Origin of the sequence: Halobacillus sp. Marseille-P3879, assembly GCF_900240285.1 — a bacterium.
GTDB lineage: Bacteria > Bacillota > Bacilli > Bacillales > Halobacillaceae > Halobacillus_A.
The window spans coordinates 550,181-564,636 of sequence record NZ_OESS01000003.1; the positions used below are offsets into that span (position 1 = coordinate 550,181).

General features: G+C 42.2%; 12 protein-coding genes and 1 riboswitch. Of the genes, 9 read left to right on the plus strand and 3 right to left on the minus strand.

Annotated features, from left to right (window positions below; all coding sequences use genetic code 11):
* Position 1 precedes the first annotated feature (1 nt).
* The 4 genes from pseC to pseI are packed head-to-tail and all read left to right on the plus strand — an operon-like array spanning position 2 to position 4,646.
* A complete protein-coding gene (gene pseC / locus C1A12_RS17080; protein ID WP_200816622.1) occupies positions 2 to 1,201 on the plus strand; it encodes a UDP-4-amino-4,6-dideoxy-N-acetyl-beta-L-altrosamine transaminase in 1,200 nt (399 codons plus the stop codon).
* Between the two features lie 4 nt (positions 1,202 to 1,205).
* Positions 1,206 to 1,937, plus strand: a complete 732-nt coding sequence (locus C1A12_RS17085; RefSeq protein ID WP_101845768.1) for a cytidylyltransferase domain-containing protein — start codon at positions 1,206 to 1,208, stop codon at positions 1,935 to 1,937.
* Between the two features lie 14 nt (positions 1,938 to 1,951).
* Complete coding sequence (gene pseG / locus C1A12_RS17090; protein WP_101845769.1) at positions 1,952 to 3,625, plus strand: UDP-2,4-diacetamido-2,4,6-trideoxy-beta-L-altropyranose hydrolase; 1,674 nt, start codon at positions 1,952 to 1,954, stop codon at positions 3,623 to 3,625.
* Positions 3,597 to 4,646 carry a pseudaminic acid synthase gene (pseI, locus tag C1A12_RS17095; RefSeq protein ID WP_101845771.1) on the plus strand — a complete coding sequence of 350 codons (1,050 nt, stop codon included), beginning with the start codon at positions 3,597 to 3,599 and terminating at the stop codon, positions 4,644 to 4,646. Before pseG ends, pseI begins: the two co-directional genes overlap by 29 nt.
* A 54-nt stretch (positions 4,647 to 4,700) precedes the next feature.
* Here the strand turns inward: pseI and C1A12_RS17100 are convergent, their stop codons facing one another.
* Positions 4,701 to 5,273 carry a hypothetical protein gene (locus C1A12_RS17100; RefSeq protein ID WP_306417018.1) on the minus strand — a complete coding sequence of 191 codons (573 nt, stop codon included), beginning with the start codon at positions 5,271 to 5,273 and terminating at the stop codon, positions 4,701 to 4,703.
* Positions 5,274 to 5,812: 539 nt separating this feature from the next.
* Positions 5,813 to 6,430, minus strand: coding sequence for a superoxide dismutase family protein (locus C1A12_RS17105; protein ID WP_101845775.1), 618 nt, complete (start codon positions 6,428 to 6,430; stop codon positions 5,813 to 5,815).
* A 191-nt stretch (positions 6,431 to 6,621) separates the two neighbouring features.
* Between C1A12_RS17105 and C1A12_RS17110 the strand changes: the two genes are divergently transcribed.
* Positions 6,622 to 6,840 carry a hypothetical protein gene (locus C1A12_RS17110; RefSeq protein WP_101845778.1) on the plus strand — a complete coding sequence of 73 codons (219 nt, stop codon included), beginning with the start codon at positions 6,622 to 6,624 and terminating at the stop codon, positions 6,838 to 6,840.
* Positions 6,841 to 6,910: 70 nt separating this feature from the next.
* Here C1A12_RS17110 and C1A12_RS17115 read toward each other — a convergent pair whose 3' ends face one another.
* Entirely contained in the window at positions 6,911 to 7,714 is an 804-nt protein-coding gene (locus C1A12_RS17115) for a CAP domain-containing protein (protein ID WP_101845780.1), read from the minus strand.
* A gap of 496 nt (positions 7,715 to 8,210) precedes the next feature.
* On the opposite strand from C1A12_RS17115, the gene C1A12_RS17120 reads away from it, so the two are divergent.
* The 4 genes from C1A12_RS17120 to guaA all read left to right on the plus strand — a co-directional run bounded on the left by C1A12_RS17120 (position 8,211) and on the right by guaA (position 14,439).
* Positions 8,211 to 9,176, plus strand: coding sequence for a MoxR family ATPase (locus C1A12_RS17120; protein WP_101845782.1), 966 nt, complete (start codon positions 8,211 to 8,213; stop codon positions 9,174 to 9,176).
* The gene (locus C1A12_RS17125; RefSeq protein ID WP_101845784.1) at positions 9,173 to 10,438 is read left to right on the plus strand and encodes a DUF58 domain-containing protein; all 1,266 of its coding nucleotides are present in this window, start codon (positions 9,173 to 9,175) and stop codon (positions 10,436 to 10,438) included. The genes C1A12_RS17120 and C1A12_RS17125 overlap by 4 nt, the downstream gene beginning before the upstream one ends.
* Positions 10,438 to 12,660, plus strand: a complete 2,223-nt coding sequence (locus C1A12_RS17130; RefSeq protein WP_101845786.1) for a transglutaminase domain-containing protein — start codon at positions 10,438 to 10,440, stop codon at positions 12,658 to 12,660. The genes C1A12_RS17125 and C1A12_RS17130 overlap by 1 nt, the downstream gene beginning before the upstream one ends.
* Before the next feature lie 27 nt (positions 12,661 to 12,687).
* Positions 12,688 to 12,789: riboswitch (purine riboswitch) on the plus strand.
* Positions 12,790 to 12,900: 111 nt separating this feature from the next.
* On the plus strand, positions 12,901 to 14,439 hold the full coding sequence (gene guaA, locus C1A12_RS17135) for a glutamine-hydrolyzing GMP synthase (RefSeq protein WP_101845787.1): 1,539 nt from the start codon (positions 12,901 to 12,903) through the stop codon (positions 14,437 to 14,439).
* The last annotated feature ends 17 nt before the right edge of the window (positions 14,440 to 14,456 follow it).

A 14,456-nucleotide genomic window follows, 5' to 3' on the forward strand; every position in this document is an offset into this window, starting at 1 on the left:
CATCATGACGAAGAAGTTAGCAGTGCATGGGGGTAAGCCAGTAAGAGAAAGCTATCTCCCTTATGGAAGGCAGTCGATTGATGAAGAAGATATTAAGAAGGTCGTGAAAGTTTTAAAAAGTGATTATCTTACCACTGGTCCTGAGATTGATAAGTTTGAACAAAAGATCAGCGATTATGTCGGAGCAAACTACAGTGTGGCCTTTTCGAGCGGAACTGCTGCCCTCCATGCGGCTTGTTTTGCAGCAGGCGTGAAGAAAAATGATGAAGTGATCACTACACCGATGACTTTTCTTGCGAGTGCCAACTGTGCGCTGTACATGGGTGCTATGCCTGTATTTGCAGATATTGATGCCAATACTTACAACATTTCTCCAACTTCCATCCAGTCACTGATTACGGAGAAGACAAAGGCTATTATTCCTGTAGATTTTACTGGTCAGCCGGCTGCTTACGATGACATTCTCTCTATTGCAAAGGCTCGTAACATACCTGTAATTGAGGATGCTGCCCATGCATTAGGGGCGCGTTACAAAGGAAGGGACGTAGGGTCGCTGTGTGATATGACGATGTTTAGCTTCCATCCGGTGAAACATATAACAGCGGGAGAAGGCGGAGTAATCACCACCAATCGAAAAGATTATTATGAGAAACTCATTCAATTTAGAAACCATGGGATGACCCGTAAAGTAGAGCAGTTCAGCGGAATATCTCACGGGCCGTGGTATTACGAAATGCAGACATTAGGATTTAACTACCGCATGACAGACCTGCAGGCGGCTTTAGGTCATAGTCAGCTCAACAAATTAGACCACTTTATAGCAAAAAGAAAAAAATACGCCGATATGTATAATAAAGCTTTTGAGGATGTCGGCGAGGTAATTCGTCCTATGATGAAATCAGGCTGTGATTCAAGCTGGCATTTATATATTCTTCGTTTAAAGCTCGACCAGCTCACAGGCACCCGAAAAGACGTGTTTGAAGCCTTAACAGAGGAAAACATCGGAGTGAATGTCCATTATATCCCGGTATACTGGCAGCCATACTATCAGCAGGCCGGCTATGAAAGAGGACTTTGTTCGGTAGCTGAGGAAGTTTACGAGGAAATCATTACACTTCCATTATTTCCATCTATGACGAAATCTGATGTAAAAGATGTGATTAAAGCAGTGAAAAAAGTAATCTCTCATTATGCGGGGTGATGGTATGAAGGTAGCAGCAATTATTCAGGCGCGGATGGGTTCAACCCGTCTGCCTGGAAAGGTGCTAAAGAAAGTACTCGACCGGCCATTGCTTGACTTTCAATTAGAAAGAGTACGTCGATCAGCCCTGATTGATGAAGTGATTATTGCAACGACTAATAAATCGAATGATGATATTCTTGATCAATTCGCCGCGGACCGTTCTGTACCAGTATATCGCGGTTCTGAAGAGGATGTTCTCAGCCGGTACTTTGAAGCCGCACAGCTGTACCACGCAGATGTGGTTGTCCGCCTGACCTCCGACTGCCCCTTAATTGATCCAGCGGTGATAGATTCGATCATAAATCATTACACACGATCCAAAGGGAAATACTGTTACGTATCTAATACTTTATCACGTACATTTCCAAGAGGAATGGACACCGAGGTGCTGTCCATGGCTGCGTTAAAACACTGTAATGAAAAAGCGAAAAACCCGTCAGAGCGCGAGCATGTCACAGGTTATATTCACCATCATTTAGGGGAGTTTTCGACGTTTAATATAAATTATAAAAGAGACGAAAGCCATCATCGCTGGACGGTGGATACCCCTGAAGATTTTCAATTGGTTAAGAGAATGATCAATTGTTTGTATCCATCGAAACCAGATTTCACTATAGAAGATGCTCTGGAGATTGTTAAACGAAACCCGGAGTGGGCCCTTATTAATAGTCACATCGATCAAAAAAAATCGTGAGAGTGTGAAGGTGAGTGGAAGTCGTTATACGAACGGACGCGTCGGTTGAAATAGGATCAGGCCATGTAATGAGGTGCTTAACACTGGCTGACCAGTTAAGAAGAAAGGGGGCTGGTGTTTCATTTATATGCCGGCTTTTACGAGGAAATATGATTCAGCAGATACAAGATAACGGCTTCCGCGTGTATACGCTGCCCTCCCCTGTAGAAGAGCATTTTAATAAAGACCGTTCTATTCCTTATTCTTCCTGGCTGGAAGTAGATTGGAAGACTGACTGCAAACATACGTCAGCTTTATTGGAGAAGTATATTAAGGCTGATTGGCTGGTTGTAGACCATTATGCAATTGGTGAAAAGTGGGAGCGTTCTATAAGGAATTATACTGACCGGATTATGGTCATAGATGATCTGGCTGATCGAGTCCATGATTGTGATCTGCTGGTTGATCAAAATTTATACAAAAACTACCATCACCGTTATCAAGACTTAGTGCCCGGACATACAGTGAAATTACTAGGGCCAAAATATATGCTCGTACGCGATGAATTTATTAATGCTAAAACCAGGGCCATCAGCCGTAATGGAATAGTGAAACGTCTGCTCGTTTCGTTTGGCGGGACTGATCCTACGAATGAGACACAGAAAGTATTAGCTGCGATCAGACGGTTAAATCGAAAAGATTTAATGGTGGATGTGGTAGTTGGATCAAGCAACCCGAGAAAAAATGAAGTCAAGCAAATGTGTGAGTCGATGCCAGGGTGTAATTTTTACTGTCAAATTAATAACATGGCCGACCTCATGCAGAAAGCTGATCTCGCTTTTGGAGCAGGCGGGACATCAACGTGGGAGCGTTGTTATTTAGGTTTGCCTGCCATTACCATTCAAACCGCTTCTAATCAATCTGGTATTCTATCATACATGGCTGAGAAGGGAGCTCTGGTTTGTCTGGGATCGAGTAAAAATGTCGCGGAAGAAGATATCGTCTCTACCTTATCATCTTTTTTGCAGCAGCCAATCCGCGTAAAGGAGATGGCAGAATCCGCGTGGAATGTGGTTCAAGGGGTCGAGGAAGGATCGGTGGTCCGCTGCATGCTGGAGGGAGCTGGAATGATTGATGTCCACCATTTTGAGTTAAGAGACTTAGAAAAGAAAGATCTTCCTGCTGTTCTCAAATGGAGAAATTCAGAAGCCATTCGTGAGGCGATGTATACAGATCATAAAATAACAATGGAAGAGCATGAGCGTTGGTACAACAAGGTGAGCAGTGGTCAAAATACTATGGTGAAACTGCTCTATTATAAAAATCAGCCGATAGGACTCGTTAACTTTTCCAGGATTGATCACCATCATCGTAAGTGCTATTGGGGTTTTTATATTGGAGAGAGCTCTGCACCTAAAGGATCAGGCACGGTGCTCGGGCTGCTGGCTCTAGAGTTTATTTTTGAAGAGCAATCTATGCACAAACTATGTGCCGAAGTACTTGTTTCCAATAAAAGAAGCTTTCAATTTCATAAAAAGCTCGGATTTATGGAAGAAGGACGATTCATTAATCACACCTTAAAGAACGGAAAGTATATGGATGTTATCCCGATGGCGCATTTTAAAGACGCATGGCCTGAAGCGAAAAAAGGGATTATCCAGGCATTAGGAGGCGGAGGGCATGAACAGCATTCTTCTTCAAAAACGTAAGGTTGGAATTGACGCTCCGCCTTTCATCATTGCGGAAATGTCAGGGAATCATAATCAATCGCTAAACCGTGCCATACAGATTGTGGAGGCTGCTGCAAAAGCGGGGGCTCATGCTTTAAAGCTGCAAACCTATACAGCCGATACGATGACTTTAAACCTGTCACGCAGCGATTTTGTTATCAGTGGCGATCGTCAATGGAAAGATCAGTCTCTCTATCAGTTATACCAAAAGGCCTGCACTCCCTGGGAATGGCACGAACCTATTTTTAAGAGGTGCCGGGAGCTCGGAATGTTGGCATTCAGCTCTCCTTTTGATGAAACAGCAGTAGATTTTCTTGAGCAGTTAAACGTCCCGTGTTATAAGATAGCTTCATTTGAAAATACCGATTTACCCCTTATTAAAAGGGTGGCTCAAACCGGGAAGCCGATGATTATATCGACAGGATTAGCCAGTGCTGCAGAGGTGGACGAAGCGGTAAGAGCGGCAAAGGCAGAAGGGTGCCATGATCTAATTTTACTTAAATGTACAAGTACGTATCCCGCTTCCCCTGAACATACGAATATCCGAACCATCCCTCACATGAAGGACCTGTTTCAATGCCAGGTGGGCTTATCCGACCATACGTTAGGGACAGGAGCAGCCGTTGCCAGTGTGGCGTTAGGTGCCACTGTTATCGAGAAGCATTTTACTCTTTCACGGGCAGATGGCGGGGTGGACGCTGCCTTTTCTATGGAGCCGGATGAATTTAAATCACTGGTGGACGAAACAAAAAGAGCATGGCAGGCGCTTGGAGAGATTACTTACGGTCCTACTAAAAGTGAAGTTTCTTCCCAAAAATACCGGCGTTCCCTATATGTAGTGAAAGATATGAAAAAAGGAGAAACTTTTTCTAAAAGTAACGTAAAGGCGATTCGTCCAGGTTACGGCCTTCCGCCTAAATATCTTGAAATACTGATAGGGAAAACGGCTGGTCAAACAATAAAAGCAGGAACCCCTTTATCGTGGGATTTACTAAGTTGATTGAATAAAAAGAAAAAGAGAAAGCATATTGCTTCCTCTTTTTCATAGATTTTTTTATTCTCCACCGTTACCGTTGCCGTTGTTAGGGAATACCACTGGGCATTGTGGCGGTCTAACAGGAGACGGGCAAGGAGTAGGAAGAATGTCTCTAGGCTCACAGAATTCAGTAACTAGTTCAACTGTAACAGGGAACGTAGACTGAATGCTTTGACAAAGATTAACATTGATTGAAGCATCAAATGTTGGATCTGTATCAGTGTCACCAGGGTCACAGTCAAATGTACATACGAAACAGTCAGAGTCTGTGTATGTCACATCAATTTCTGTCCCTGCTGGAGCACAGAGCACTACTTGTTCACAGCGGGAGAAATCCAATTCTACTTCTTCGTCGCCGTTTGTAGTAGTAGGGATTGTAAGAGTTACTGTGAAGTTTTTACGGATATTGACTAACTGTAAAGTTGTTTCAATACCGTCGATGATGAATGTGCGATCCTCACGAGTCAAAATGTCGACGTCTTCAGGAGTAACTGTACAAGTTACCTCTGCAGGATCAAAATCATCACAGTCCAACCCTTCTGGTAAATCTTCATCGACAATATTAATATCGAAAGAAGCCTCATTTACCACCCAATCGTAAACCTTATCTACATTGACACAAAGTAGTTCTTGACCACCGCTTAAATTTTTTGCTTGCATCTAATAAGCACCTCCGGATTATAAGATATGTTACACTCGTAGCATATGTTTGCACTTGCAGGATGGTATAGTGATTGCGCATAGATTTTAAAATTTATTAAATAAATTTGAACGGGCATTTCATATAGTTTATTTGATATTTTCTTCAGCGGCCGAAATGATTTTTTCTAGTAAAGTTAATCGAGAACGATCGCTGAACCACCTTTTTTATATCTATGTAACTCAGCATGTCCTTGCTCACAAAGAATTCAATTAGAATTAACCTTTAAGATTTAAAAAACTTCTCTTGTCAAAGGGAAAGCCAGTCGGACCGAAATTTCGACCGTCCTATTGCCTTTTTTAATGACATTTCGCTTTTTGAGCAGGTACTTATGGAGACTTCTTGAGGGGGAACTTCCACCTGTAGATAGGAGCAGTAAAAAAGCTTGCAGAGAAACCAGGGTTCCTCTGCAAGCTGAATTTTTCTATTATTAATCCTGATCACTAATTTCACCGCATGCAATTCTGGCACCTGCGTCCCCGGAAGGCTGTGATTCATTATCGTCAGCTTCCGCATGGATCACTAGTGCTGTACCGTCTTCATCTAATAAGGAATGGTCTTCACCACTTTGAAGCGTAACCTCTTCAGCCGTTACTTCCTGCTCAACTGTTCCATCTTCACCTACTTCAATATTTCCAAGATCCCCTGCATGAGGCCCATCTTCTGACTCTGTCCCATGGCTTACTTCTGTCGGGTTAAAGTGACCTCCTGCCGATTCAAAATCCGGTCCTTCACAATGGCCGCTCTCGTGGATATGAAATCCATGTTTGCCTTCAGGAAGTTCAGAAGCATCAAGGTGGATAAGAACCTCTTGATCCTGCTCAATCAATTCAGCCGTTCCGACCTCGTCTCCGTCCCCATTTATCAAAGCAGCTGTTACCATTTCTGAGTCTCCGTTATCTTCTATTTCTTCACTGTTGGATTCCTGCTCCGTAGACGTCTGCTCATCGCCTGTATCCGGCGCGTCATCCTTGCCTTCATCTTCAGCACAGGCAGTAACTAGTACCAATAAAACAAGCGTTATTAAGAAGTAGAACCATTTTTTCATTTAAAACACTCCTTTTAGTTAAAATTTCTAACTTATAAATGTTGTTTTTACCGGAGCTGCGGACAATAAACCAACAATTGTGAATTTCATCCATTAGACCTAAGAATTAATGCTGGCAAACATTTCTTTTGCATAGGAGAGTAATTAATACATATAATAAGAACAAATGTTCGTAATAAGGGGTGAATATTATGGAGAGCCAGCTTAAGAAAGCGGAAAAAAGCAAGGAGAAATTAGAAATCATTTACTTAGCTGCGGATGGAAGGATATCACAACGTGTAATTAGAGTATTAGACTGCCGCGTGGCGACGGTGCTCGCCTTCTGCTATTTAAAAAGAGAGGTCAGAAGCTTCCATAAAGAAAATATCCTGTCTGTTTATCCATATAGAAGGGCAGAAGGGATTTCGTAAACAGGTTAAAGAAAATAAAAAAACCACCGGAACAATTAGTCCCGGCGGGTGTGTCAACAAAATATTATTATTACTTAGCAATGAACATTTGAGTCCAGTAGTTACCATCCTCGGCATGTCCAACACCAATGTGAGTAAATGATTCATTCATAATATTTTCACGGTGACCTTCACTATTCATCCACCCTTGAACAACTTCTTCAGGAGAAGTTTGTCCTCTGGCAATGTTTTCACCGGCAGTTGTATAATCAATACCGTATTCATTCATCATATCAAACGGTGACCCATGTGTCGGGCTGTCATGTGAGAAATAATTGTTTTGCTGCATATCCAGTGACTTATCTTTAGCTACTCCGCTAAGTTCTACATCTAACTCAAGAGGTTCAAGACCTTGTTTTGCACGTTCTTCGTTGGTCAGGTCTACTACTTGTTGTTCAAACTCAGATACTTCAGAGCTTGCTTCTTCTTGTTCAGCTGTGTCTTCTTTAGAAGCTTCTTGTTCAGCAGGTTGTTGTTCTGCTGGTTGAGCTTCTTCTTGCTGTTCAACAGGCTGTTGTTCAGGAGCTTCTTCTTGCTGTTCAACAGGCTGTTGCTCAGGAGCTTCTTCTTGCTGTTCAGCAGGCTGTTGCTCAGGAGTTTCTTCCTGCTGTTCAGGCTGCATTTGATCGAGAAGTGCCTGAATATCTATTTGTTGAAGATTATTAGATTTAAGTGCATCTTCATTTTGACTAACCCACTCAAGCGCACCTTCTATATTAATAGTTTGTTGATTTACTTTTACTTCGCTATCCCCTGTGGAAGCTAGAGAAGTAGCTGGAGCTGCCAGTACTGAAAGGGCAAGTGCTCCTGTAACAATCAGTGATTTCACTTTCATGTTCGTATTCCTCCTTGAAAAGTTTTGTTTTTTCAACAATTCAATCCTATCATCTACTTTATGTAATAATTCTGGTTGATTTTAGAAAATGAAGAAAATGTATTTTAAGAGTGCTGTTTATAGAAGGTTAGAAGAGGAAATTATCGTCTTAGCATTGTAATGACAAGGGTTACCTTTATTTTCTTCTTTTTATATCTTTATGACCAATTGGAATTACAAGGAAAAGACGCATAATAATTGGAAAAACAAGTGGGTTGACAAGGTTTTAAACTCCTATTGTTTTTTACGTTTGTTACGGTAATGTTACAACCGTTAAAATTAGTGACATACGAGAATCTCGATTAATATTTCCCTGGAAATACAGCATAATCAGACAGCTTCATTTACAAAAATACCTAAACACACAAGTTTTGTCGTAAGACTATAGATATAGTATAGTTAGAGTATGAGTGAGTTTTCAGAAAATAGTGAGGCAGAAGTGAGGGGATCTGAGTAAATGAGTAATCAAGCATTCTTATATCATCCAAAAATATCGGAAGTTTTAAAGAATATTAATAGAGTTATGATCGGAAAAGATGAGGAAGCCTTACTAAGTGTTGTGGCTTTACTGGCAAAAGGGCATGTACTGTTGGAAGATGTTCCTGGCGTTGGAAAAACCATGCTTGTTCGGACGTTAGCTAAATCACTGGACTGCGATTTTAAACGGATTCAATTCACCCCTGACTTATTACCTTCGGATGTAACCGGTGTGTCGATATATAACCCAAAAACGCTCGAGTTCGAGTTTCGTGCAGGACCTATCCTTGGGAATATAGTACTTGCAGATGAAATTAATCGAACTTCCCCAAAGACCCAGTCTGCTTTACTTGAAGGTATGGAAGAAACGAATATTACGGTTGATGGAGAAGCGGTGCCGCTTAAAAGCCCATTCTTTGTTATGGCTACTCAGAACCCTATTGAGTATGAAGGAACATACCCACTTCCTGAAGCTCAATTGGATCGTTTCTTATTAAAGCTGAAAATGGGCTATCCAACAGCGACACAGGAAATGGAAATGCTGGCTCGTACGTCCGGCAGTCATCCAATTCATGAAGTGAAAGCGGTTATCAGCAGGGAGGAACTGACAGAGTTGCAGAAAGAAGTTGAGTCGGTATATGTGGACTCCACAGTTCATCGCTATATTGTTGACTTAGTCACAGGCACAAGAACCCATGAAGGCGTGTATCTGGGTGTCTCCCCCCGTGGATCGATTGCTTTAATGAAGGCAGCGAAAGCATATGCATTCGTTCAGGATCGGGATTATGTCCTTCCGGATGATGTTAAGTTTTTAGCCGAATATGTACTCTCCCACCGAATTATTCTGACATCTGAAAGCAAGTTCGAAGGGGCAGTTCCAGAGCAGGTTATTTCTGAGGTTCTTTCCAATATAACTGTACCTGTACAGAGGAATGTAAGTGAATGAGACAAACCTTTCATTTTACAGCGAGACTCATCACTGTCTCTTTGCTGTTTGCGGTTCTTTTTTCTTACGCTATGTTTCAGGGAGGCTTTGTAAGCTGGTTTTTATTTTATAGTTTTCTTCCTTTTTTACTCTATATGACAGCTTTAACCTTTTACCGTCTGGATAAATGGGAAGTCACGCGACATCTTTCCAAACGAGCTGCAACAGCAGGGGAAACAATAGATGTAAAGATTACGATTGACCGGCGTTTTCCTTTTCCAATGTATTATTGTGTAATCGAAGAATACTTACCTAAGTCATTGATGTATAGAGACATACACATAGAAAAATACCGGCAAATGGGTGATTTCTCCGCAACCAGGGAAATGAGGCAGGTAAAGAGAATATCATTCCCCTGGTTTAAGCGTCGCATCAGCTACCGGTATCAGCTCGAAAAGGTCCCAAGAGGAGAACATCATTTAAAAGCACTGCGTGTGAAAACAGGCGACTTCTTTGGTTTTATTAAAAAGGAGTACATTTATGATCTGGACGAGCAATTTCTTGTTTTTCCTTACCACAGACCTGTAAAGCTTACCGAGAAAGCATACAGCTTTGAACAGGGAGCAAGTCCCTCTTTTAAATTGAATGAAAAAAACACCAATGTTGTGTCAGGGGTAAGAGAATATGTACCGGGGGATAGATTCTCCTGGATTGACTGGAAAAATACAGCAAAGAGTAACCAGATGATGACAAAGGAATTTGAACAGGAAAAAAGCGTAGACATGCTGCTGATTTTAAACGGTGTTCACAGCAGCAGTACTACTCCGCTCAGTTTTGAAGGTGCTGTGGAGTTTAGTGCTTCATTGCTTGAGGAACTGCAAAAGAAGTCTTCGCAGCTTGCCTTTATGACACTCGGTGATCACAAAAGGTATTACTCTTTTCAGCAGGACTATCAGCATAAAGACCAAATTCATCGTCACTTAGCAGGGATTAAAGATATCGGACAGACTTCGTTTGCTAAACAAGTTGAACAAGAACGTTCTCAAATTCCATCAGGTATCGTACTCTTATTTGTTAGTCATCAGCTGGACCATCAATTGGTCGAAACGATGACCAGGCTGGCTCAAAAAAGTAAAAAAGTGGTGTTCTTCTTTGTAAGATCTAAGGACCTGATGGATTTTGAAGACCATAAATTAATTAAAAAACTTTCTAATAACAAAGTGATTGTGAATTTGCTTACAGAAGAAGAATTAACTAAGCCGGAATTTGAGGTGATTACATAATGAACCTCACATCCACACACCAGCGGTTTTATCAGATTGCCATCTATATCAGCGGTTTCTTTTTGTTTATGGAATGGCTTCGTCCGCTTGAAATTATTGGAGAGTTTAATAACGTCAGCATCTTTTTTATTTATGCAGCGTTTTGTTTTTTTATTTCATTTATACAGTTGAATTGGGTCGTATCTGTTCCTTTGAAACTTTTAGGACTTATCTTTATTATAGATGGTCTTTACATTGGAGAGCGTATATTCAGCAGCAATTGGTTCACGATTATTTATGATCAAATCCTGTATAACATTCAGGTGATTCAAGGGCAGCAGTGGTGGCAGATGACTCCTATGTTTAGGAGTATGCTTTTTCTGGTCCTTCTATGGTTGATGAGTTATCTGTTGTTTTATTGGTTTATTGTCGCTAAACGGATGCTGGTCTTTGTATTACTAACAATTATTTATGTTACGGTAGTCGATACTTTTACGATATATGAAGGAAAATGGGCGATTATCCGTACTTTTACATTAGCTATGATTTCTCTTGGCTTATCTCACTTTTATAAAGAAATGGAAAAAGAAGAGATTTCCTTTAAAAGTAACTCGGCTTCATTTATCTGGTTAATCCCACTTGCCGGGATGATCATTTTCTCGTTATTCATAGGCTATTCATCACCTAAGCTTACTCCTCAGTGGCCGGATCCTGTTCCTTACTTAACGAGCGGAAATCCGGGAGCTGGCCCAGGCGGCGGAGCAGGCGGCCCTGTGCAGAAGGTCGGCTATGGTGAAAATGATTCGAGGCTGGGCGGGGGATTCGTTCAAGATGATACCCCTGTCTTTCAAGCTTTTGCACAGGAGGAACAGTACTGGAGAATTGAGTCAAAAGATACGTACACAGGAAAAGGATGGGAAGATACCCTGGATGGTGAGAAGAGTGCCGTTTCTCCTGATGATCTAGAGTTTGAAACTTTTACCGATCAAGTAGAAACCGAAGAGAGTTCCACTTATTTAAATTTCACTGCCGAAGCTAATTTTAATAAACTCGTTTACCCGTATGGTGCTCGTTCCATAGAACAGTTACCGAATAATACGATACTTGAGCTTCACAGTAACACGGGGGAAATAGACACGATTAGAGATGGAAGCATGACGCAGGTAGAAGAATATCTGCTCGAGTACGATGCTCCTTCTTTTGAATATAACGAATTACGTGAAGCTGACAGTGAAGATCCAGAAGAAATAAGGGAACAATATACACAGCTGCCCGATAATCTTCCTGCCCGAGTAGGTAATCTTGCGGAGCAGATCATTGAAGAGGAAGATAACCGTTATGATCAGGCAAAGGCAGTAGAAGCCTATTTTGCAGCCAATGGTTTTGAGTATTCCACGGAAGATGTAGAAGTTCCTGAAGAAAATGAGGATTATGTTGACCAATTTTTATTTGAAACAAAAATGGGTTATTGTGATAACTTTTCAACATCAATGGTCGTGCTTCTTCGCTCTCAAGGCATACCAGCCCGGTGGGTAAAAGGGTTTACGGGAGGGGAAACGACAGGCGGAACCGAGACGATCGATGGAGAGGACCTTAATGTATATGAAGTAACAAGCGGCAATGCCCATTCCTGGGTAGAAGTTTATTTCCCTGACCAGGGGTGGGTACCCTTTGAGCCTACTCAAGGGTTCTCTAACAATACGGATTTTTATTTGGATGTGGAAAGTGACAACGATAGTGATCCGGAGACAGAAGAAGAAAATGAGGAATCTTCGAGAGCTGATGAAGAGGATCCGGCAAACCCGAACCAGCAAGCTGAAGAGGAAGGCGCAGAATCTGAAGAAGATAATAGTGCTGCAGGCGGAGACGGGAGCAGCAGTCTGGTCCCGCTGTGGATTACCAGTGGAATCCTGCTTCTCGGAGCAGCTGTTCTTTACTTTACAAGGTTCCGCTGGCTCGCAGCCTATCACGACCGTAAGTTAAAAAATAATCCTAATCGGAAGACGTTTGAACAAGCATTTCTATTTCTATTGAAGCTCCTCGAGAAAAGAGACTTAAAACGAAGGTCTCATGAGACACTTCGGGACTTTTCCCGCAAGGTAGATGCCCGCTACCAATCAAATGACATGCGTCAATTAACGACCTATTACGAACGGCTTCTGTACCGTAATGAAATCGATCAGAAGCAGATGGGCAAGGTCACAGAATTATGGGAAAATTTAATTAAAAAAGCATTGTCTTGATTCCCGTCGTTGCGGTTGATAGAATGAATGAAATTAATCATCAACCTTCATATATCCTCGGCAATATGGGCCGAAAGTCTCTACCGGAGCACCGTAAATGCTCTGACTATGAAGGCAGGAATCGTGTAGTGTTTTGGACATGGACTTCTGCCTTCACCGTATTATTCCGGGGAGGAGAAGTCCATTTTTTTATATAACAGGTCGATAGAATGTGAAGTAGGAAAAGGAGAGGTACTTATTATGGAACAAATCCAAGGCATGATTCTCGTGCTTGACTTTGGCAGTCAGTATAATCAGCTGATCACCCGTCGTATCCGCGAATTCGGCGTGTACAGTGAACTGCGCTCCCACAAGATTTCAGTAGAAGAGATTAAGGAATTAAACCCGAGCGGGATCATTCTATCCGGCGGTCCTAACAGCGTATACGGAGAGAACAGCTTCCGATGCGATGAAGATTTATTCGAATTAGGGATCCCTGTACTTGGCATCTGCTATGGGATGCAGCTGATGACCCATCACTTTAATGGAAAGGTTGAGCGTGCTCATCAGCGTGAATATGGCAAAGCTGAGATCGCTATATCCCAGGATCCTGTCCTCTTCCGTAAAACTCCTAAAGCTCAGACGGTATGGATGAGTCACAGTGATAAAGTGATTGAAGCGCCGGCAGGCTTTACCGTTGAGGCGACCAGCCCTACCTGTCCGGTTGCAGCTATTGGAAATGATGAAAAGCGTATGTACGGCGTCCAATTCCATCCCGAAGTCCGTCATTCAGAATATGGGAATGATATTTTACGCAGCTTCGTTTTTGACGTTTGTGAAGCAACAGACGACTGGACAATGGAGCACATTGTTGAGCTGGAGGTTGAAAAAATCCGTGCCGAAGTGGGTGACCGGAAAGTATTATGTGCCCTGAGCGGCGGAGTGGACTCTTCAGTGGTTGCCGCTTTAATTCATAGAGCTATTGGAGATCAGCTTACTTGTATCTTTGTAGACCACGGGCTGCTGCGTAAAAATGAAGCCGATGATGTTATGCGGACGCTTGGCGATGGTTTTAACATGAATATCATTAAAGTGGACGCTAAAGACCGTTTCCTCAGTAAGCTCGAAGGAGTAGCGGATCCCGAGAAAAAACGTAAAATTATCGGAAATGAATTTATTTATGTATTTGACGATGAAGCAGACAAGCTTCGTGACATTGATTATTTAGCTCAAGGCACTCTCTACACGGATATAATTGAGAGTGGAACAGATACTGCCCAAACCATTAAGTCTCACCATAACGTGGGCGGACTGCCGGAAGACATGGAATTTAAATTGATTGAACCCTTAAATACTTTATTTAAAGATGAAGTTAGAGCTTTAGGCACAGAGCTTGGAGTCCCTGATCATATAGTTTGGCGTCAGCCTTTCCCAGGGCCGGGGCTGGCGATACGCATATTAGGTGCCGTTTCCGAAGAGAAGCTGGAAATCGTTCGAGAATCTGATGCCATTCTAAGAGAAGAAATAAAGAACGCGGGGCTTGACCGTGATATATGGCAGTACTTTACCGTGCTCCCGGATATCCGTTCTGTCGGAGTCATGGGGGATGAGCGTACGTATGACCACACGATAGGGATTCGTGCTGTTACTTCTATTGATGGAATGACTTCAGATTGGGCACGTATTCCATGGGAAGTACTGGAGCGGATTTCAAACCGTATTGTGAATGAAGTTAATCATGTCAACCGCGTCGTATATGACGTAACAAGCAAGCCGCCTGCTACTATCGAATGGGAATAAGCGAATGATAAGACGAA

Excerpts from the sequence above, each read along its gene's own strand:
- C1A12_RS17085 (WP_101845768.1), top strand. The coding sequence starts at position 1,206 with ATGAAGGTAGCAGCAATTATTCAGGCGCGGATGGGTTCAACCCGTCTG.
- pseI (WP_101845771.1), top strand. The coding sequence starts at position 3,597 with ATGAACAGCATTCTTCTTCAAAAACGTAAGGTTGGAATTGACGCTCCG.
- C1A12_RS17105 (WP_101845775.1), bottom strand. The coding sequence starts at position 6,430 with ATGAAAAAATGGTTCTACTTCTTAATAACGCTTGTTTTATTGGTACTA.
- C1A12_RS17110 (WP_101845778.1), top strand. The coding sequence starts at position 6,622 with ATGGAGAGCCAGCTTAAGAAAGCGGAAAAAAGCAAGGAGAAATTAGAA.
- C1A12_RS17115 (WP_101845780.1), bottom strand. The coding sequence starts at position 7,714 with ATGAAAGTGAAATCACTGATTGTTACAGGAGCACTTGCCCTTTCAGTA.
- C1A12_RS17120 (WP_101845782.1), top strand. The coding sequence starts at position 8,211 with ATGAGTAATCAAGCATTCTTATATCATCCAAAAATATCGGAAGTTTTA.
- C1A12_RS17125 (WP_101845784.1), top strand. The coding sequence starts at position 9,173 with ATGAGACAAACCTTTCATTTTACAGCGAGACTCATCACTGTCTCTTTG.
- C1A12_RS17130 (WP_101845786.1), top strand. The coding sequence starts at position 10,438 with ATGAACCTCACATCCACACACCAGCGGTTTTATCAGATTGCCATCTAT.
- guaA (WP_101845787.1), top strand. The coding sequence starts at position 12,901 with ATGGAACAAATCCAAGGCATGATTCTCGTGCTTGACTTTGGCAGTCAG.